Origin of the sequence: Radiobacillus kanasensis, assembly GCF_021049245.1 — a bacterium.
Taxonomy (GTDB): domain Bacteria; phylum Bacillota; class Bacilli; order Bacillales; family Amphibacillaceae; genus Radiobacillus; species Radiobacillus kanasensis.
In genome coordinates, this window is record NZ_CP088020.1 from 3,426,758 (window position 1) to 3,447,422 (window position 20,665).

At 40.0% G+C, this 20,665-nt stretch carries 18 protein-coding genes; 2 read left to right on the forward strand and 16 right to left on the reverse strand.

What is annotated here, in order from left to right; genetic code table 11:
* Positions 1-57: 57 nt before the first annotated feature.
* The 11 genes from KO561_RS17510 to KO561_RS17560 all read right to left on the reverse strand — a co-directional run bounded on the left by KO561_RS17510 (position 58) and on the right by KO561_RS17560 (position 13,637).
* Positions 58-2,988: a sensor domain-containing protein gene (locus tag KO561_RS17510; protein WP_231094607.1), complete on the reverse strand. Its 2,931-nt coding sequence runs from the start codon at positions 2,986-2,988 to the stop codon at positions 58-60.
* Between the two features lie 248 nt (positions 2,989-3,236).
* Complete coding sequence (locus KO561_RS17515) at positions 3,237-4,250, reverse strand: DUF4030 domain-containing protein (RefSeq protein WP_231094608.1); 1,014 nt, start codon at positions 4,248-4,250, stop codon at positions 3,237-3,239.
* Positions 4,243-4,764 carry an RNA polymerase sigma factor gene (locus KO561_RS17520; RefSeq protein WP_331000808.1) on the reverse strand — a complete coding sequence of 174 codons (522 nt, stop codon included), beginning with the start codon at positions 4,762-4,764 and terminating at the stop codon, positions 4,243-4,245. The genes KO561_RS17515 and KO561_RS17520 overlap by 8 nt, the downstream gene beginning before the upstream one ends.
* A 606-nt stretch (positions 4,765-5,370) precedes the next feature.
* Positions 5,371-5,988, reverse strand: coding sequence for a thymidine kinase (locus KO561_RS17525; RefSeq protein ID WP_231094610.1), 618 nt, complete (start codon positions 5,986-5,988; stop codon positions 5,371-5,373).
* A 243-nt stretch (positions 5,989-6,231) separates the two neighbouring features.
* Complete coding sequence (locus KO561_RS17530; protein WP_231094611.1) at positions 6,232-6,477, reverse strand: type B 50S ribosomal protein L31; 246 nt, start codon at positions 6,475-6,477, stop codon at positions 6,232-6,234.
* A gap of 182 nt (positions 6,478-6,659) precedes the next feature.
* On the reverse strand, positions 6,660-7,946 hold the full coding sequence (rho, locus tag KO561_RS17535; protein ID WP_231094612.1) for a transcription termination factor Rho: 1,287 nt from the start codon (positions 7,944-7,946) through the stop codon (positions 6,660-6,662).
* A 695-nt stretch (positions 7,947-8,641) separates the two neighbouring features.
* On the reverse strand, positions 8,642-9,607 hold the full coding sequence (gene glpX / locus KO561_RS17540) for a class II fructose-bisphosphatase (protein WP_231094613.1): 966 nt from the start codon (positions 9,605-9,607) through the stop codon (positions 8,642-8,644).
* Between the two features lie 189 nt (positions 9,608-9,796).
* Complete coding sequence (locus tag KO561_RS17545) at positions 9,797-11,083, reverse strand: UDP-N-acetylglucosamine 1-carboxyvinyltransferase (protein WP_231094614.1); 1,287 nt, start codon at positions 11,081-11,083, stop codon at positions 9,797-9,799.
* Between the two features lie 141 nt (positions 11,084-11,224).
* Positions 11,225-11,866, reverse strand: coding sequence for a fructose-6-phosphate aldolase (gene fsa, locus KO561_RS17550; RefSeq protein ID WP_231094615.1), 642 nt, complete (start codon positions 11,864-11,866; stop codon positions 11,225-11,227).
* A gap of 151 nt (positions 11,867-12,017) precedes the next feature.
* Positions 12,018-12,878, reverse strand: a complete 861-nt coding sequence (locus KO561_RS17555; protein ID WP_231094616.1) for a class II fructose-bisphosphate aldolase — start codon at positions 12,876-12,878, stop codon at positions 12,018-12,020.
* Between the two features lie 390 nt (positions 12,879-13,268).
* Positions 13,269-13,637 carry a response regulator gene (locus KO561_RS17560; RefSeq protein ID WP_231094617.1) on the reverse strand — a complete coding sequence of 123 codons (369 nt, stop codon included), beginning with the start codon at positions 13,635-13,637 and terminating at the stop codon, positions 13,269-13,271.
* 211 nt (positions 13,638-13,848) lie between these two features.
* Between KO561_RS17560 and KO561_RS17565 the strand changes: the two genes are divergently transcribed.
* Positions 13,849-14,187: a hypothetical protein gene (locus KO561_RS17565; protein ID WP_231094618.1), complete on the forward strand. Its 339-nt coding sequence runs from the start codon at positions 13,849-13,851 to the stop codon at positions 14,185-14,187.
* A 51-nt stretch (positions 14,188-14,238) separates the two neighbouring features.
* On the opposite strand, the gene KO561_RS17570 is transcribed toward KO561_RS17565, so the two are convergent.
* A complete protein-coding gene (locus KO561_RS17570; RefSeq protein WP_231094619.1) occupies positions 14,239-15,840 on the reverse strand; it encodes a CTP synthase in 1,602 nt (533 codons plus the stop codon).
* Between the two features lie 221 nt (positions 15,841-16,061).
* On the reverse strand, positions 16,062-16,619 hold the full coding sequence (gene rpoE, locus KO561_RS17575; RefSeq protein ID WP_231094620.1) for a DNA-directed RNA polymerase subunit delta: 558 nt from the start codon (positions 16,617-16,619) through the stop codon (positions 16,062-16,064).
* Positions 16,620-17,040: 421 nt separating this feature from the next.
* On the opposite strand from rpoE, the gene KO561_RS17580 reads away from it, so the two are divergent.
* Positions 17,041-17,217, forward strand: a complete 177-nt coding sequence (locus KO561_RS17580; protein WP_231094621.1) for a XapX domain-containing protein — start codon at positions 17,041-17,043, stop codon at positions 17,215-17,217.
* Positions 17,218-17,258: 41 nt separating this feature from the next.
* Here KO561_RS17580 and KO561_RS17585 read toward each other — a convergent pair whose 3' ends face one another.
* From KO561_RS17585 to KO561_RS17595, 3 genes are all read right to left on the reverse strand, one after another.
* Positions 17,259-18,050, reverse strand: coding sequence for a GNAT family N-acetyltransferase (locus KO561_RS17585; protein WP_231094622.1), 792 nt, complete (start codon positions 18,048-18,050; stop codon positions 17,259-17,261).
* A gap of 102 nt (positions 18,051-18,152) precedes the next feature.
* Complete coding sequence (gene argS / locus KO561_RS17590; protein WP_231094623.1) at positions 18,153-19,823, reverse strand: arginine--tRNA ligase; 1,671 nt, start codon at positions 19,821-19,823, stop codon at positions 18,153-18,155.
* Positions 19,823-20,263 carry a YwiB family protein gene (locus tag KO561_RS17595; protein ID WP_231094624.1) on the reverse strand — a complete coding sequence of 147 codons (441 nt, stop codon included), beginning with the start codon at positions 20,261-20,263 and terminating at the stop codon, positions 19,823-19,825. The genes argS and KO561_RS17595 overlap by 1 nt, the downstream gene beginning before the upstream one ends.
* Positions 20,264-20,665: the final 402 nt, after the last annotated feature.

Genomic DNA, 20,665 nt, shown 5'->3' on the forward strand with positions numbered 1-20,665 from the left:
AAGAAAAACGAGAAGCACACCATATATGCACTTCTCCCTCCATCCAATTTTAAAAGATTATACTTTACCTCTTTCCAACAAATACTTTTGTCTGTCCCCTTTCATGAAAGGGGTATCTGGAGGCAGTTGATTGTTCTTTAATTCTTCCGCAAAAGCAGAAAATGCTTGGGTCCACCTTTCTCCATCCTGCTCTCTTACATATATCAAGTCATACTCATAAATGTCCTGGAATTCTTGCATGCTTGCTATATACCCATTACAGAAAAATTTTTGCCCCATATAGGTAATACTTATCCTATAAGTAAAGTCTTCTCGAACCGGCAAATTAATAGATGACAGCAATCGCAACTTCTCCAAGCCCATTTGTTCGATTAATACTTCTGTGTACCCAAGGTTAATTTCTTTTCCTTTAATAGAAGTTAGTGACATTTCCGAGCTTAATGGATATGGAAAACGAAGCATTTTATCTTGTTGCAAAGGATCCTTTAAGGAACGGTCATCTCCTGAAGGATTTAGTACTTTACTTTGAAGTATTGCTTGGAACTCATGATCTCGAATCGGTCTACTAAAAAGGTATCCTTGAATTTCTTGGCAGTTTTGTTTTTTTAGAAGATTAAGCTGTTCCATCGTCTCTACACCTTCAGCAATGACATTTTTATTTAGATCTTCCGCTAGTTGAATGACGGATCTTACAATAGCTTGGTCACTTGAATCCTCCACAATATGATCGATAAAGGACTTATCAATCTTGATTGCATGTACAGGATAGTGCTTCAAATAACTCAAAGAGGAATAGCCTGTACCGAAGTCGTCTAACGTTATTCGAATTCCTAGTTCCTCCAGTAACTGTAGATTGGAGTAAATCTCTTTTTGATAATGGATAAGCGTACTCTCGGTAATCTCTATCTCCAATAGTTTTGGATCTAATTTAGATTTTTGTAACACTTGTTTAATAAAATCAACCCAGTCATTTCGCAGTAATCGTTGTGCAGATATATTGATCGATATGGGGACCAAGTCAAGCCCTTTATGCTCCCAACGAGTCAAATACATACAAACCTGTTGGAGGACCCAATCCCCTATTTGTAAAATGAAGCCACTCTCTTCCGCTAGCGGAATAAATTCCCTAGGTGAAATAATTCCCCACTCCGGATGCTGCCAACGTACCAGGGCTTCCGCTCCAACTAATTCCCCATCCGGCTTCACTTTTGGTTGAAATTCTACATATAGCTCCTTATTTTCAATGGACTTCCATAGATCTCTCTCCATACTATACCGTTTAAATGTAGCAATATTTAAGGATGGAGAGTACACTTCATACGTATTCCGCCCTTTTAGCTTGGCACGCTTAAGGGACGCGCCAGCACTTTTTCTTAACTCCCCCCGGTCTTCTATGTCTTTTGGGTAGCGACTTACTCCTATACTAGTCGTAACGAATACCTCATAGGGACCTAGTATAAAGGGATCTTTTAACAAATCTAATATTTTTTTCGCTACATGTATGGGGGCGTCTTCTTCTTCAAAATCCCAAAGAAGAATGATAAATTCATCTCCACTGATCCGTGAGAATAAAGTATTATGACCTAGATTTTCATTTATTCGATTCGCAAACTTTTTGATTAGCAAGTCCCCCGATTCATGCCCGAGCATATCACTTACATACTTAAATCGATCTAGGTTTAAATGTAATAAGGAGATTGATATTTCCTTATTTTTAATGGTTGAAAATAATTCGTCTAGTTTTTCATCTAACATTCGTTTATTCGGTAGTTGTGTTAAATAATCATGATAGGCCAAATGTTTAATCACTTTTTCTGAATTCTTATAGGAAGTGATATCCGTAATAATACCATCTACACGAATAAGGTTTCCTTTCTCATCCAGAGTAGGTATCGTTTGATCCTGAACCCAAACATCGTTTCCATTTTTATTAATAATTCGATATTCGTGACGCAAGGTGTTTCCTTCCTGCAATGCTGATTGACGAGCCATATAACCATCACGATCTTCTGGGTGAATAATAGCCAGCCATGAATCTAAATCATGAAATTGTTTACTAGGAAATCCAGTTATGACTTCTATACCTGGAGAACCAAGCATTAAGAAATCTTCCTTTATATCAAAAGACCATATCCCTACCTCTAATGTATTGTAAATCCTTCTAAACCTCTCTTCACTCTCCTTCCATTTTCTTTCATTATTTTTCCTATCTGTAATATCTTGAATCGTACCAACTATGCGATAAGGCTGCTGTTTGGAGTCCTTAATCACTTTTACTTGCTCTTGTACATGAATAATCGTTTGATCACGCAATAAAAACCTATACTCAAGTTGGTATCCTTGCATGCTATTCATAGATTTATCTAATGTTTCTTTAAAAAGACTACGGTCGTCTGGATGCACGAAATGAATAATCTTTGTGACACTCGGTACAAAATCATCACTGTTCTCCACCTTTAAAAGTTCATACAATTGATGAGACCAATATGCCTTATCTTCAATAAGGTCATATTCCCAGCTACCTATCCTAGCTAAAATTTGTGCCATCTCTAAACTATTTCTAATTCTAATTAAATCCTTTTCTGTCTGTATATAAGCTGTAATATCCCTGGCAAATCCTTGAACAGCGATAACTTCATCCTCTATCCTAATTGGGATATAAGTGATATCGGTTTGAATCTGGTCCCCATTTTTATGCGGGATATTGGTCTGATAGGTTTGTGCTGTACCCTTTAAGGATTCCTTTAAAAAATGAGCACCTTTGCTTTGGTGAAAAGCAGTGCTGAAAAACGCTTCTATTTCTTTAAAGCTATACCCGAACGTATTTATCATTGCATCATTGCACGTCACCAAAACTCCCTCCGAATTAAGGAGGAACGCAGGTGTTGGATAATCTGTATAAAGCTTCTTAAAATAAGTTTTTAAATCCTTATCCATTTCATGAAAGCCTCTATGTTTCTTTTTCAATCCTTGCAGGAAGTTAAACAATATATAATCCTCCTTTTTCTTTATTCTTTGGTTATCTGCTTACATTTTATTCCTTCCGTTCTAATAATAGTGAAGTAATGGAATTTAAGAATTGCTAAGAAGTCAACTTAACCCTTCTATAATTAATAAATGAATCGCAAACCTTGGAAAGCACAATATATCGCCTTCCATCCTTTTCAAGAAATACAACAAAACTTATAAATGCTGACATAAAAAAAGAAGCACCATTGTAGGTACTTCTTCTAGCTTTACTTATTTAACTGAACCTGATCTGCACTTCGAATCACTAATTCATACGGTACGTCTTTTAATATTTTTTCTACTTCTTCTGTATGGAAAAATTCCATCACATGCGACTCAATCCTTTCCACCACTTCATCGGCTTGTGGATCCTTGCTGTCTAGTGTTGTTTTTACCACAATCTGTAATGGAGGGGGATGAAACGAGTAGGCCATTCCTTTTGTATGAAATTCTTTTTTCGCTCGAAGTCCTTCATGTAGTGTGTTAATAATTGTGGTAACTTTCATTTCCAATTCCTGTTGTTTTAGATTAACGAGTTGGACTTTGTAGAAAAACGTACCAAGCCCTAATGGTTCTACTACTTCCTTCATCATTTGCTTCAATTCGTCTACATTTTTAGTTGTGTCAGGAACTGCTATTTCAACCTTATGATCCTTTTGATTGTGAGTCACTCCCATAGTTAATAGGTTAACATCCGTTTCTTTCATCTTTTCGGATACGGCATCCATTATTTGCTTCGCTTCTTTTGCGTATTGCTCAGACTCCTCACTCATCCTAAATTCTCTTTCTTCATATTTTTCTACTACAACTGAAAATGCATCATAGTCTTCATCTAATAAAATCTCTTCTGTTTTCGCTTCAATAGACTGCCTCACTTCTTGAACATCTTGTTCCGATCCATTGACTTGAACATACATGATCTTGTCTGGATATGAAGATTCTTCTACCTCTTCTATGTCATAGCCTTGTCCCTTCAGCTCTTTTTCGATAAGAAGTGTAATGGGTTCGTTATGAAAAAACTGTTTTAAAAATGGGACATCCGCTAATACGTTTGTCACTGTGGGTGATAATAAGGAACTTGCTACAAGTAAGATTATAATGGCAGAAGCTAGGATAGATTTTCGGGTATAAAACGGCTTTTTCATTTCCTTTCTTGCCTGCAAGACCCCTTTTCTTGAATAATCAGAGAGTTCGTCAGGTATCTCTATTCGCTCTATTTCCTTTTCCAGACTATTATTCATATAAATCCTCCCTTCTTACTTGTTTCCGACACTTCTCTAAGGCTCGATATAAGATGGACTTCACCGTACCTAATGGCAAGTTTTCTAGCTCTGCTATTTCCTTAAAGCTATATCCGCCATAGTATTTGAACAAGATAATGGTTTTCTCTGTCTCATTTAACTTGTGCAACAAATCCTGTAAGGAAAGGGATAACGTAAGGTCCACGTCTTCTTTTTGTGGGATGTCTGTTGAATCTCGATAGAGTGGGACTATATTTTTGTTTTTTCGTATGAGATCTATGGAGTTTCTAATCGAAATTTTGATCAACCAGGATTTCGTATATTTCTCTTCTTGGAGTGTATGGATGTTTTTAAATGCTTTATAAGCTGTTTCTTGTACCACATCAAGCGCGTCATTTGAATTTTTCACGTAAACATAGGCAACTCGATAAATATCTTTTTCGTACTTTTGGAACAGTTTTAAGAACGCCTTGTCATTGCCTTTCTTTGCTTTTTTTAGTAGTTTGTCGATCACAATCACCCGCTTTCTTTATGAGCTTTCATATATTAGACGGTGGCAGGATAGTTTTGGCTTAACTTTTTTCAAGAACAAAAGCGCAAGCGCCCGGGTTTAAGGATTACAGACTAAGACCGTCCTTTGCGGACAACGTCTGCAGACCCCTTGCCGGGGCCACGTACGGACTGCGCCTGGCCATGCCAGGTGGTTCGACTTGCTGCGCAAAGCGGCGGTTTTAATCGAACATTCTTACGTCGGAGATAAAGGAAACATGCCCCTTCAAAGGGGTATGCCAACGTTGGGCTCAGGAGCCCGGGTTTAGTTGGCCTTCCTTCCTCGCGAATCGATGTTGACTTATCGCACAGAGGTGAGGGAAGTCTCGCTAGTTGCTGGGCGCGTTAGGAAGCGAAGCGGGCTTGATCAAATACGATGGCATAAGCAGGGCTCCGTAAGTGACGGAGTTTGTCACTGTAGGAGAACTGCTTATGACGTGAGTATTTAGCCCGCGTAGCTGGACTGAAGCTGGACGTGGCTATTGCAGTATGTTTATCCACACCAAGCAAATTTTATAATTTCCTGGACTAAAAAAAGCACTTGGACTAATCCAAGCGCTCGTGTTAGGTATTATTTCAAGGCATTCGCCATTTTTATCGTCAATTGCCTGGGCTTATTTGGAACCTCATGGTGATGACGACATCTTGGTTCGTAGGATTCTGAGGCACCTACTAAAATAATCGGGTCATTATAGGAAGCAGGCTTTCCATCAATTAATCGTTGGGTTCTACTTGCTGGAGATCCACATACCGGGCAAATAGCATTCAACTTTGTAACCGACTCACTCAAAGCCATTAGTTCTGGCATCGGACCAAATGGTTCTCCACGGAAATCCGAATCTAGTCCTGCAGCAATTACTCGATATCCAGAATCCGCTAGCTGATCCACGATATCCACAATTTTTTCATCAAAAAACTGTATTTCATCAATACCAATTACATCGATGGTTTCATCAATATGGTCTAAAATTTCTTCAGATGAGTGCACAGGAACTGCTAATACAGCTGTTCCGTTATGGGAAACGACAGACTCCTCGGAATACCGACTGTCGATTGCTGGTTTAAACACTATTACAGATAAATTACCGTATGTAGCACGGCGAACGCGGCGAATTAACTCTTCTGACTTTCCTGAGAACATACTACCGCAAATAATTTCCACCCATCCACTTTGTTTCATGACATACACTTTCGGGCCTCTCCCTTCATTCCTACAACCTTTTCTTTTTTAACGGGGAAATCCCTCGTTTCATCAAAAAATCTACTATCTCTACTCTATACTTTCCGCTCTCTATTTTCTACCTGTTTCTACATTTTTTTCATAGAAAAAATTGGGTTTTGGGCGTAAAAAAACAGGCAACAGTATCGGACAGGTTGCCTGTTTAACTATCTTTAGCAGTAGATTACCCGTGAAAAACGGGCCATCCAGCAATTAGCCAAGATTATATTTTTTCTTAAAGCGATCCACACGGCCACCAGCTGTATCAGCTTTTTGTTTGCCTGTGTAGAAAGGATGTGAAGCTGAACTAATTTCAACACGGATTAGTGGGTAAGTGTTACCATCTTCCCATTCAATCGTTTCTTCAGAAGTCTTTGTAGAACCACTTAGAAACTTGAAATCAGAGCTTGTATCAAGGAATACTACTTTTCTGTACTCAGGATGAATTCCTTCTCTCATTTCTTTCCACTCCTTTTGCCCTGAATCCCTTGGAAACAGAGTTATTGTAGAGCTACTTGTAGGTAGCTAGAGAGTTACTCTCTAAAGCTTTAGGAATACCTAAAGTTTTGCGAAGGTTTTTAAACTCACATAGAGAGATTATAACAGTGTTATTTTTCGTTTGCAAGGTTAATCTTATCCTTTTAGGACTTTCTTGCCGTACCTTTACGCTTCATTTCATCTTCTACTTTTTGAATGAATTCTTCGTTGTTTTTTGTAGAACGAAGCTTTTTAAAGAAGCGTTCGATGAATTCTTGAGAATCCTGCATCGACTTACGCAATGTCCATGCCATTTCCAAATGATCCTTCGGCAGTAGCAGCTCTTCTTTTCTCGTACCAGAACGTAACACATCAATAGCAGGGAAAATACGACGCTGTGCTAGATGGCGGTCAAGATGCAATTCCATATTGCCTGTACCTTTAAACTCTTCATAAATAACATCGTCCATACGGGAACCTGTTTCTACTAATGCAGTCGCTAAAATAGTAAAGCTTCCGCCTTCTTCAATGTTACGTGCTGCACCGAAGAAACGCTTCGGACGGTGGAATGCAGCGGGGTCAATCCCCCCAGATAACGTTCTACCACTCGGTGGAATGACTAAATTGTAAGCACGAGCTAGACGAGTAATACTATCCATCAAGATAATGACGTCTTTTTTATGCTCTACTAAGCGCATCGCGCGCTCCAGAACGAGCTCGGACACTTTAATATGATTCTCCGGTACTTCATCAAATGTTGAGCTTACAACATCTACATCTGGATGAACAGAACGTTCAATGTCGGTTACTTCCTCTGGACGCTCGTCCACTAGCAAAATAATCAGTTTCGCATCCGGATGATTCACCGAGATACTGTTTGCAATTTGCTTCAGAAGCATTGTCTTCCCTGCTTTTGGTGGTGCCACAATCAGACCACGTTGGCCATAACCAACTGGTGCTAATAGATCCATGATACGCGTAGAAATATTTTTTGTATCTGTTTCTAAACGCATTAATCGATCCGGATATAAAGGCGTTAATGCAGGAAAGTGCACACGTTCTTTCGCGATTTCCGGGTTTTCGCCGTTTACTAAGTCCACGTGTAAAAGTCCATAATAACGCTCATTTTCTTTTGGAGGACGAACTTTACCAGATACCTTGTCCCCATTTCGCAAATCAAAACGTCTAATTTGTGATGCAGAGATGTAAATATCCTCTGCACTTGGAGAATAGTTAATCGGACGTAAGAAGCCAAACCCTTCTGATTGGATAATTTCTAGAATTCCGTCCATGAACAAAAATCCGTCTTTTTCTGCTTGTGCCTTTAAAATAGCAAAGATAAGTTCTTTTTTCGTCAGCTTCGCATAATAGGAAACCTTGAACTCTCTTGCTTTGGCATATAATTCTTTTAATGTAAATGTTTCCAATTGGGAAATTGTTAATTCCGCCACAAAATCACCACACCCATATTAATTTATTCGTTATGTTTAGTTTTTTATCATTTGATTTAGGATGTAACACCTTTTATCCGTATGTATGTACGTAATTTTTGGTATAAAAATAACGTCCGTAACGTGTAAGAAGGTGAATGCACTTCCTGAAATGAAGTCTCTATATTGGGAAGAAATCTATATCTATCACCAAGAAGATTTGGAAGGAAAGCATAAATGCTTGAAGTTTGGGATGTTATAACTGTTCACTAAAACTCTAATGTCTAAACCTATTCAATAGTACCTTTTTCGAGACTATTAATCAACTGAAATTTGATAATTGTCATAAAATCGGCTAAAACAAGGCTACTTGGGTGTTAAAAGAGAAAAACAGGAAGCTTACTCCTTTCCCGGTTATGGATACCTTAGCATCTCGGTCTGTTAAGCATGAAAGTGAATGAAACGACTTTAAACGCATCTTGAAAAACCAATGAGGAGCCATTCCCCTTTTTCTTTTTCTCTAAAAATACTCAGATGATAATTTCTTATCCATTTCGAAAAAATATAGTAAAAATCAAAGCAGATGATTATAACCATCTGCTTTTTCTATTGCTGAATTACTTCGAAATTCTATTCGGACTGCGTCTCTGAGAGTTTCGCACCTTCTAACGGAACTGCCGTTATATGTTCTGCTCCCTGTTTTTCCATCATAAGAATTATTTCATCACTAAGTTTGGCTTCTTCTCTAAACTATGTTCTCCGTCAATAAACCGAACCGTACCACTTTTCGCACGCATTACGACGGTTTGGGTTACGGCTTTGGAGCCTTTAAACTGGACGCCTTTTAATAGTTCCCCGTCTGTCACACCAGTTGCCGCAAAGATCGCATCATCTCCACCACAGAAATCGTCCATATAGAGAACCTTATCTACATTCGTGATTCCCATCTTGGCACAGCGTTCTCTTTCTTCATCCGTATTTGGAACAAGTTTCCCTTGCATTTCGCCACCTAAACATTTTAAAGCAACTGCTGCTAGGACACCTTCAGGAGCTCCTCCGATTCCAAAAAGGATATCGACACCAGTATCGTCAAAGGCGGTGTTCATGGCTGCAGCTACGTCTCCATCTTGGATCAATCGAATACGAGCACCTGCCGCACGAATATCATCAATTAACTTCTGGTGGCGAGGCTTGTCCAAAACGACGGCAACCACGTCTTCAATCGCTTTTTTTTTCGCCTCTGCTACAGCTCGTAAATTGTCGATAACAGGAGCGTTAATGTCCACTTTTCCAACAGCTGCAGGACCTACGGCCAATTTATCCATATACATATCTGGAGCATGAAGAAGCTTCCCTCTATCTGCAATGGCTATAACGGCTAGAGCGTTCCATGTTCCAAGTGCTACAATGTTGGTTCCTTCTAATGGATCTACTGCAACATCTACTTCCGGTCCATCGCCTGTTCCAAGTTTTTCTCCAATATATAGCATCGGGGCTTCGTCCATTTCGCCTTCCCCAATTACGACTGTACCGCGCATTGGAATCGTATCAAATACATCTCTCATCGCTGATGTTGCTGCATCATCTGCCTCATCTTTTTTTCCTCGTCCCATCCAACGGGCAGATGATAAGGCAGCAGCCTCTGTAACTCGTACTAATTCCATTGATAAACTTCTTTCCATGGTTATCTCCTCCAAAAGTTGAGTTCCTCATCTCCCATGGAATAAACAAAACGGAAGCTTAACACCCTCCTCCTACAAAGGATGTTAAGCTTTAGTCGTTCAAAAACGATACTATAAAATGGGATTTTCTGTGGATGTCATGGACCACGATCCAGCTCCAACTGAGCACGCGGGCGCTTCCGCCTTTGATTATGAATTTTGAAATTGTTCGATTTCTTCTTCGGACATTTCTTCACGCCAAATTTTGGCACCGAGGTCAGTGAGTTTCTCGACGATATCTTCATATCCTCTGTCGATGTGCTCTAGTCCGGTGATCTCTGTAATGCCATCCGCCATTAGTCCAGCGACAATCAAAGCTGCCCCAGCACGTAAATCACTGGCTTTCACTTTCGCACCTTCAAGTTGTACAGGGCCAGTTACAATGGCCGATCCACCTTCTACTTTGATCTTTGCGTTCATCCGGCGTAATTCATCAATATGCTTGAAGCGAGCTTGATAAATCGTATCTGTTACAACGCCTGTACCAGTTGCTCTTGTTAATAGAGACGTAAACGGTTGTTGTAGATCGGTTGGAAACCCAGGATGGACAAGTGTCTTGATATCCACACTTTTTACGTCTTTCCCCGGTTGAATTAACAACTGTTCTTCCCCTTCTTCGATCGAAATGCCCATTTCTCTAAGCTTTGCCAATAAGGATTCCAAGTGCTGTGGAATGACGTTATCGATAAGCACTTTTTCCCCTTGAGCGGCCGCTAAGATCGTATAGGTTCCCGCTTCGATTCGGTCCGGAATAATCGTATGCATACAGCCAGTTAGCTGATCAACACCTTCAATACGAATAACATCCGTACCCGCCCCTTTAATCTTAGCCCCCATACTTGTTAGTAATGTGGCCACATCAATGATTTCCGGTTCTTTTGCTGCATTTTCAATGACAGTTTTTCCTTTTGCTTTTACTGCAGCAAGCATGATGTTTATCGTAGCACCTACACTGACGACATCTAAATAAATTCGAGCACCTCGTAGTTCATCCGCTCGAAGGTAAATAGCACCTTGTTCATTCGTCACTTTAGCACCTAATGCTTCAAATCCTTTTATATGTTGGTCAATTGGTCTTGGGCCTAAATGACAACCACCAGGAAGTCCAATCACAGCTTGTTTGAACCGACCAAGCATCGCTCCCATGAAATAGTAGGATGCACGAAGCTTTTTCACCTTCCCGTTTGGCAAAGGCATTGCGGTCATACGAGTAGGATCAATATGAATGGTTTGCCCTCTCCAATCTACCGATCCACCTATTTCCTCAAGCAAATGTCCTAACGTGTCTACGTCTGAAATTTTAGGCAGTCCTTCAATAATAACCTTAGAATCGGCTAAGATAGCTGCTGGTAGCAAGGCTACTGCACTGTTCTTCGCACCACTTACTCGCACCTTACCATTTAAAGGTCTTCCGCCTTCTACTAGTATTTTCTGCACATCTAGAACTCCTCACTTTTCGAGTTCATTCATCTCTCTAACCTACTGAGCACCTATATTTACACTTAACTTATGAACGAACTCTTAGGCTAAATCTATCCTGATTTGAACTTAGTTTACACATATTTACCAAAATCATACTTACTTTTGATTATTCCAATCAGCGAGAAATTTTTCGATTCCTTGGTCTGTTAATGGATGCTTTACTAATTGCGATAGTACTTTAAATGGTACAGTAGCAATGTGCGCGCCGTAAAGAGCTGCATCAGTCACGTGAAGCGGATGGCGAATAGAAGCAGCAATAATTTCTGTTTCAATTCCATGACGATCAAATATTTCAGAAATAGTAGCAATAAGTTCTAAACCATTTTGACCGATGTCATCCAATCTTCCTAAGAAAGGAGAAACATATGTAGCACCTGCACGAGCCGCGAGCAATGCTTGGTTTGCATTAAAAATGAGCGTCACATTTGTTTTGATATTCAAATCAGAAAAAGCTTTAACTGCTTTTAATCCCTCTAATGTCATCGGGACTTTAACCGTAATATTCGGAGCAATAGCTGCTAATTCTTTTCCTTCTTTAATCATACCTTCCGCATCTTCTGCAATAACCTCAGCACTTACAGAGCCCGAAACTTCTCCCGTGATTTCTCTCAGTCGATCGTGGAAAGAAACTCCTTCTTTTGCTACAAGACTTGGGTTCGTTGTCACACCAGCTAACACACCTAGTGCGTTTGCTTCTTTGATTTCCTCAATGTTCGCTGTATCAATGAAAAATTTCATAATTCCCATCCCCTTAGTTTTTTTGGGACTTAGAAGCGCTTTTTGTAAATCAACAAAGCCATCCCAATCTTCTCGAAAGCTTCCTTTATCCCATGTGACCTTTTACGTATGAAAAGGAAACTGCCCCAAAAGACAGCTTCCTACATCCTACTTATTTAGATTGACCTGATGAACCGAATTCGCGCATTTTTCCGATTACTGTTTCTTTAATCGCGTCACGAGCAGGTCCTAGATATTTACGTGGATCGTATTGATCAGGTTGTTCTGCTAAAACCTCACGAACTCTTTTCGTTTGAGAGATTTGGTTTTCAGTGTTTACGTTAACTTTTGATGTACCATAAGAAATGGCACGCTTAATATCTTTTGTTGGAATTCCAGTACCACCGTGAAGAACAAGTGGAACACCTGTTGCAGCACCGATTTCTTCCATTTCTTTAAAGCCTAGGTTTGGTTCGCCTTTATAAGGTCCATGAACAGAGCCAAGTGCTGGAGCTAAACAGTCAATTCCTGTACGCTCTACAAGCTCTTGACATTCTTTAGGATCCGCATAGATTACACCTTCTGCAACTACGTCATCCTCTTGTCCACCAACTGTTCCTAGTTCTGCTTCGACAGAAACACCGTGGAAGTGAGCAAGTTCCACTACCTTAGATGTCACAGCAATGTTTTCTTCAAATGGGTCGTGAGAAGCGTCAATCATCACAGAAGTAAACCCTGCATGAATCGCTTTTGCACATGCTTCAAAGCTGGAACCGTGGTCTAAGTGGATCGCAACTGGAACAGTTGTTCCGTATTCTTCCATTAAAGATTTCACCATCGCTACCACAACTTTAAATCCACCCATATATCTTCCGGCGCCTTCGGAGACACCTAAAATGACAGGAGATTTCTCTTCTTCTGCTGCTTGCAAAATAGCTTGAACATATTCAAGGTTATTGATATTGAATTGCCCTACAGCATAGCTGTTTTCTTTTGCATTAATCAGCATTTCTTTCATTGATACTAATGGCATTGTATTTCCTCCTTGTGGATAATATGCAAAAATAATAACAATCAATCATTAGTCAATTACAACGTTTTGATTGGATACAGTATAAGAATACCAACTTGACCGTGATGGTGCAACAAACAACACTGCGATATGTTATTTTTTTCACAATGAAAAACTAGTGTCCTTATAATGGTTCAAAAAGGTGGATAACAACTTATCTTGTAAGCATCTGAATGTAAGTGCTACCAAATATTTTTATCACTCGTCCTTCAAATCTTCTTAACATTCTAGGCGGCGCTGCTTCTAGTTGCTTTTACATACATACGCTCAGAGAAGCAAGTCGACGAAGAAATACAAAAGTGAAGGACTTTTTGAACATCCTCTGTATTAGTATCTACAGGAAAGGTTCGGTTATGATTCTTCTCTCAACAAACGATTAATATGTTCTCTAGCTTCATCCACATCAAATGGTTTTGCAAATACTTCCTTTACTTGTTCAAATCGTTCCGTATGTAAGGTTGCCTCTTCTACTAATCCGCTCATCATAATAGCAGGAATATTTTCTCCTTGCTCCTCGAGGTGGGTTAACAATGTAGGTCCGTCCATAATAGGTAGCTTATAATCAATAAGCATAAGATCTGGTCTTTTCTGTTTAATTTTATCAAGGGCATCCTTGCCGTTTTCTGCTGTCATTACTTCGTGCCCCTCTGCCTTTACCACTTCTTCTAACAGCATACGAATCCCCATTTGATCATCAACAATCATTACTGTCTTTTTCATTGCCAACTGCCCCCTATACACTTTTGCTACAACGTTCGTTTTTATGATTTTTACTATATGGTCATTTTCTACTCTGTTCTGTTCTATATAAAAATCAGAATTCCTGCCATCAGTATGCAATTTAACCTATATTCAACAAAATTTTTCCATAATTATGGATTATTTGCTATTTTTCTTGCTGTGAGGGTTGGGTTGGTTTTTTCATTGGTGGTTGGATGTCGGCGTTCGTGGGCGGGATTCCGGCGGTTTTTTTATTATTTCGGCGATTCTACTGATATTCCGGCGGTTTCTCGGTTTTTCCGGCGTTTATATTTTTTCCGGCGTTCACGGGCGGGATTCCGGCGGTTTTATTATTATTTCGGCGATTCTACGGATATTTCGGCGGTTCTACGGATATTCCGGCGGTTTCTCGACTTTTCCGGCGATTATATTTTTTCCGGCGGTCGCGGGCGGGATTCCGGCGGTTTTTTTATTATTCCGGCGATTCTACGGATATTTCGGCGGTTTCCCGTTTATTCCTGCGTTTGTATTTTCGACATTCACAGGCTAGTTCCCGACCAAACAAAAACCCCGCACCGCATTGGGTACGAGGTTTACAATGTTATTTATTTTTCACAGATGCACCGATAAATCCGTAGAACAATCTTTGTGGACGATTTGGTCTGGATTTAAATTCTGGGTGGAACTGGGAAGCTACGAACCATGGATGGTCACTCAATTCGATGGTTTCAATTAATTTCCCATCAGGGCTTGTCCCTGAAAATACAAATCCTTTTGCTTCCATTTGCTCTCTGTAATGGTTGTTGAATTCGAAACGATGACGGTGACGTTCATAAACGACATCTTCATTCCCATAAGCTTCTTTCGTTTTCGTTCCGTCTTTCAATCGGCAAGGATACACACCAAGACGAAGGGTTCCACCTAAATCCGAAACATCTTTTTGCTCTGGGAGCAAATCGATAATTGGATGTGGGGTGTTTGGATCAATTTCCGCTGAGTGTGCCCCTTCTAAGTTAAGAACATTACGCGCGAACTCAACCGTTGCCAGCTGCATACCTAAACAAATACCTAAGAATGGGATTTGGTTCTCTCTCGCATAACGGGTTGCTGTTATCTTCCCTTCAACCCCACGATCACCAAACCCGCCTGGCACAAGGATTCCATCAACTCCTGAAAGTTGGTCCTCTACATTTTCTTCCGTTACACCTTCCGCATTTACCCAACGAATATCAATATCGGCATCGTATTGATAGCCAGCGTGCTTCAAAGCTTCCACAACCGAAATGTAAGCATCCGGAAGCTCGACATATTTTCCGACTAGGCCAATCGTAACCGTCTTCGTTAAATTACGGACTTTTTCCGTTAAGGCAATCCATTCGGACATGTCGGCAGGACTACAATCGAAACCAAAGTGATCACACGTAATTTGATCTAAATGCTGTGCTTGAAGCTCTAGTGGGATATCATATAGATTTTCAGAGTCGCCAGCTTCAATTACGGCTTTTTCATCAATGTCACAGAATAAAGCGATTTTTTCCTTCATTTCTTGACTAATGGTTTTTTCCGTACGAAGAACGATAACATCTGGTTGGATACCTAGGGATCGCAATTCTTTGACGCTATGCTGTGTTGGCTTCGTTTTTAGCTCTCCAGCTGCTTGGATGTATGGAACTAATGTACAGTGTAGATACATGACGTTCTCGCGTCCAATATCACTTTTGATTTGGCGGATTGCTTCAAGGAACGGCAGAGATTCAATATCCCCAACTGTACCTCCGATTTCGGTAATCACGATATCGGCATTTGTTTGTTGGCCGGCACGGAACACTTTATCTTTAATTTCGTTTGTAATATGTGGGATAACTTGAACGGTTCCACCTAAGTAATCGCCACGTCTTTCTTTTTTAATGACCGTAGAGTAAATCTTACCCGTCGTGACGTTGCTATACTCGTTCAGGTTTATATCAATAAACCTTTCATAGTGCCCTAGGTCTAAGTCCGTTTCAGCACCATCCTCTGTTACGAACACTTCCCCATGTTGGTAGGGACTCATGGTTCCAGGGTCTACATTGATATATGGATCAAATTTTTGAATCGTTACCTTTAATCCACGGTTTTTGAGCAATCGACCTAACGATGCCGCTGTAATCCCTTTTCCAATCGATGACACTACTCCACCTGTTACAAAAATATACTTTGTCACCTTTTCATCCCTCTTTCTATGTTTATTTACAAAAGCGACTTCTGAAGTTGAAGGGCCTTGTTTTCCTATATCTGTAAGCTCCTTTACTCGAGCCTTCGTTATGTGGGGGAAAATAAGAAAAGCGCTCCCTAATATAGGGAACGCTTTATACGTCATGTAATGAATAGAGCCCAAATAAAATAATACTGATTTCTATCTCGAAAGTCAATAATCAGACTAAATTAATCTTCGTCTTCCTCATCATCATCGTCGGCGTCATCATCGGAATCGTCGTCGAAGTCTTCCTCATCATCGAAATCATCGTCTTCGTCTTCGTCGAAGTCAGAATCATCACTCGATTTATCAAAGTCGTAATCTTCCTCGTCATCTACATCGGAATCTTCTACATCATCGTCTTCCAGATCGAAGTCTTCCTCATCTAAATCAAGATCTTCTTCTACTACTTCATCAAAATTTTCTTTTTTCTTTTTCGTAGCTTTTTTCTTTTTCTTCTTCGGCTCAAGGTTGATCTCTTCTTCGATTTGTTCAACTGGATACCAACGCTTTAGTCCCCAGATGTTAGAACCGATTGTTAGGAAACGACCATCCGTATTTAAATCTGTATAGTATTGTGCAATATAATCATCTTTTTCTTGTTTGGAAAACTCTTTGATTTTTGCAATGCGATCAAACAATTCTCTAAAATCTAATGCCTTGTTTTCTTCTATTAATATTAGGTTTGCAATTTCAATCATAGAAAGATCCAACAATTCTTCACGACTATAATCTTTAAGGCTCACGTTCAAGCACTCCCTTTATGTAAATATTTATATATTTTTTCCACAGTTTCTCGATGTCATACACAGTCTATGTAAGTCTACCAATCCATTATAGGGTTATGATTTTTAAAATGCAATAACTACACAAAAGAGGATTCGCTCGGTTAGCGGACTGCCCCTGGCCAAGTCAGATGGTTCGACATGCACACTATGTGGCTGTTTTAATCAACTATATTTTGTCGGAGAAAAAGGAAACATCCCCCTTCAAACGGTAAGCTGACGTAAGGCACTGGCGCCTGCTTATAGTTGGTTTTCCAGGGATAACAAGCAAAGTTTTTCTTACTTTCCTGAAAGGATCTTGTCCGCATGTTATGGTAGAAAACCGGAGTTTTCATGATATTTTGTCGAACAATGGGCTAAGATACTAAAAAAGGAGGCAATTATGAAAGAGGTCATTCTAGCATTGATAACTGGCTTCATTGTCGGATTCATATTTGCTTGGGTAAAGCTTCCCATTCCCGCTCCACCAGCTCTCGCTGGCGTAACTGGAATCATTGGAATCTATTTGGGATTCAAAGTATTTGAATGGATTGGTCCAGCTCTGCAAAAACTGTTTTAATGTATGAGAATGCTAAAGACTTGTGTCTCTAGCATTCTTTTTTAATCAAGCTTGGTCATGACCCATGTTCCGATGTCTTCAAAACCAATTCGCTTATAAATAGCTCCTGCTTCTGGATTATCATAAAACAGACAGAGTTCTTTTCCTTCGTCTAACAAATCTGTACAAAGCTTCGTTAAGCAAATCGTCGCATAGCCTTTCCGTTTTGCTTTCTCCACGGTTCCAACTGCTACGATCATTGCAGACAAGCTGTTTTCTGCTTCTGTGGCTGCAGTGGATACCATTTCCCCATCTTCTTCTATAAAGAATATACGAGATACCCCTTTTTCTATGTTTCGTTTTTTCGATTCTAGGTTAATGTCAGAGTTGACAAACTCCGGAATGGCTGTCATCAAATTTCTCCAGCCAATTAAGTCCTCTGTCCCCGCTAGCTTAACTCGCTCTGTCGGAAGGTCTGGAAGCTTCTTTTTATCAGAGCATTTCGCATAGTACATTTCTCGGGTAAACGTAATAGGCTTCTGGATATAAGGGGTTACCTGATCCGTAACTTGTTTTAATCCTGAAACATGCACCCCCGCTTCCGCTTCATTGATAATGTGAGCAAATCCTTCCGCATCAAATGTCCCCTCTGCAAAAGGAATGAAGTTTTTCTCATAGCGCAACAGAACAGCTCTCAAACTTCCATCCTCTTCAAAATCACCCCATAAGGTTTGAAAGGGTTGATCATAACCAAATGCCTCAATATCTCCAATTATGAATAGGTTTTCTGCTGGATATTTTTTGATTAATTGCTGACACTGTACATCATCTTGAGCTGTTAGTTGCCTAATCATTTCCGATCATCTCCAAATTATGTTTCCGAACATCATAGCACGGTGTCCTAGAAGAGTAAACGGAAAAATGAAAAAAATCTCACAAAAGTGAGATTTTTTCTGTTACATACGCTCCGGAGCGGTGACACCAATCAATCTTAAGCCGTTTGCTATCGTAATTTTAACAGCTTGCATTAAGGCAACTCTAGCTTTAGTTAGTTCTTCATTTTCTGGATTTAATACTTTCTCTGCATTATAGAAGCTGTGTAAACTAGAAGCCAAATCAAAAAGGTATTGTGTAATGCGATGCGGAGTTCGATTTTCAGCAGCATCCATTACAACTTGTGTGAATTCCCCTAACCGTTTCAATAAGTCTATTTCTTTTTCAGTATCTAATAATTTTGGATCAAAATCTTTCGCCATTCTAAATCCTTTTTCCTCTGCTTGGCCTAGCATCGTGCAGACACGAGCGTGGGCATATTGCACATAAAAAACTGGATTTTCATTGGAATTCGATTTTGCTAAATCCATGTCAAAATCTAAATGTGAATCGCTGGAGCGCATGACGAAGAAATAGCGCATCGCATCAACGCCAACTTCCTCCATCAATTCTCTTAACGTGACAGCTTTTCCTGTTCGTTTACTCATTTTCACCTTTTCGCCATTCTGGAAAAGGTTGACCATTTGGATAATCTCAACCTCCAACGTGTTCGGTTGGTATCCAAGTGCTTGGATGGCTGCTTTCATACGTGGAATATACCCATGATGGTCCGCTCCCCAAATGTTAATCAGCGTTTCAAAACCACGGTCTAGCTTATCTTTATGGTAAGAAATATCCGGCGTTAAGTAGGTGTATGTTCCGTCTTGTTTCACTAACACACGATCTTTATCATCTCCAAAGTCTGTGGAACGGAACCAGGTTGCCCCATCTTCTTCATAGACAAAGCCTTTTTCTTTTAGCACATCCAAGGCTGCTGTAATGGCATTATTTTCATATAAGGATGTTTCAGAGAACCAATTATCGAATGGAACTCGAAACTGCATTAGATCCTTTTCCAACTTGGCTAGCTCATAGTTTAATCCGTAGGACCTAAAGTAAGCGAGCCTTTCCTTACGATCTGCTTCAACCCACTTATTCCCTTCTTGTTCCGCTAGCTCTTTCCCTAACTCAATAATGTCCTTTCCATGATAGCCATCCTCTGGCATATCCCATGCTTGATCCAATGCTTGAATATAACGTGCTTCCACAGATAAAGCTAGATTTTCTATCTGATTTCCAGCGTCATTAATGTAATATTCTCGCGCTACGTCATATCCAGCATAATCTAAAATATTGCAAAGGGAATCTCCGACTGCAGCGCCACGAGCATGTCCTAAGTGGAGGTCTCCTGTAGGGTTCGCCGACACAAACTCCACTTGAATTTTATGACCATTGCCTGCTTCTGATCTCCCATACTGATCTTCTGCTTCGATAATTGTTGAAACTAAATCAGTTAAGTACGTATTGTTCATGAAAAAATTAATAAAGCCCGGACCTGCGATATCAACTTCTTTTATCGATGCTTTTTCTAGGTTTAGGCTCGCTTTTATTTCCTCGGCAATTTGTCGAGGGGCTTTTTTCGCAATGCGGGCAAGCTGCATCGCGATGTTTGTTGCATAATCTCCATGCGATTTATCCTTTGGTTGTTCCAAAATAATTTCAGGAAGCTGTTCTTTAGTTGCTAAATTCGCTTGAAGGACAGCCTGCTCGATTTCTTGCTTTAACGTTTCTTGCATTTGAATAAAAATGTTCACTATTCTTTTTCCTCCTTGAACGATAAGGTTAACCGATGTCTTCTGCTTTCTTCTCCATTTAGTTTCGTTAGATAACTTATAAACAATTGTCCTGTTTTCGACTGACTAAGATCTCGAAACGTGATTTGATCCGTAAAAGTTTCCATATGTATCGTACCATAGGCATGGCGATAAACATTTTCAGTCGTTTGCTTCTTTTTGAAAATCTGGTGCATGTCCACGGCTCCTGTCCGTTTGACACTAACCCGTTCTGGAGATATGGTGATCAAGGCTTGTACGTCGTCTTCTTGATCCTCGTACCGTTCGGTAAAGGTCAGGATCGATGAATCTTCTCTTTGAAAAAGAGTCCCTGACTCCTCTACTTTGGTCACTTCCTTATTTCCTTTTTGAAAAATCTCCGTAATGAGCTTTATTTGAACGTTCCGTTTGGAAGCTTTCATTTTTCACACTACCCCCTTAGAGGTCCCCTCTGGTTCCTTTAGCTAGTATAAAGAATTCCGTTACTAATGAGCAAGTAGTTAAAATGCAAAAGCAGTTTTTCATAGGCTGTTTTCTAAAAAGATTGTTTTTTGGCACTATCTATAAAATGCGACGTAAAGAAACAATGACCTTTTTACTCCTTATCAAGTTAATTGCTAATGTGGCGCTGCGGAAAAACACTCGCTTTCCGTGGGGAACGCTACTTCAACGAGTAAGTAGGCTTCTTCGCTGCCTTACACCGAGGAAGCCTACTACGAAGCGTAACTAGAAGACGCAGGTGCATCCTTCCGGAGTCTTCACCTGTTCCTTTCCCACTGGACAAGGAATACTCCAGAAGCTTAACATCGCTCGCAGAAAAAAGG

What these genes read in the sequence shown, in the direction of transcription:
- KO561_RS17515 (WP_231094608.1), bottom strand. Translation starts at nt 4,250, where the DNA reads ATGAATAATAGTCTGGAAAAGGAAATAGAGCGAATAGAGATACCTGAC.
- KO561_RS17530 (WP_231094611.1), bottom strand. Translation starts at nt 6,477, where the DNA reads ATGAGAGAAGGAATTCATCCTGAGTACAGAAAAGTAGTATTCCTTGAT.
- glpX (WP_231094613.1), bottom strand. Translation starts at nt 9,607, where the DNA reads ATGGAAAGAAGTTTATCAATGGAATTAGTACGAGTTACAGAGGCTGCT.
- fsa (WP_231094615.1), bottom strand. Translation starts at nt 11,866, where the DNA reads ATGAAATTTTTCATTGATACAGCGAACATTGAGGAAATCAAAGAAGCA.
- KO561_RS17555 (WP_231094616.1), bottom strand. Translation starts at nt 12,878, where the DNA reads ATGCCATTAGTATCAATGAAAGAAATGCTGATTAATGCAAAAGAAAAC.
- KO561_RS17560 (WP_231094617.1), bottom strand. Translation starts at nt 13,637, where the DNA reads ATGAAAAAGACAGTAATGATTGTTGATGATCAAATGGGGATTCGTATG.
- KO561_RS17580 (WP_231094621.1), top strand. Translation starts at nt 17,041, where the DNA reads ATGAAAGAGGTCATTCTAGCATTGATAACTGGCTTCATTGTCGGATTC.
- KO561_RS17585 (WP_231094622.1), bottom strand. Translation starts at nt 18,050, where the DNA reads ATGATTAGGCAACTAACAGCTCAAGATGATGTACAGTGTCAGCAATTA.
- KO561_RS17595 (WP_231094624.1), bottom strand. Translation starts at nt 20,263, where the DNA reads ATGAAAGCTTCCAAACGGAACGTTCAAATAAAGCTCATTACGGAGATT.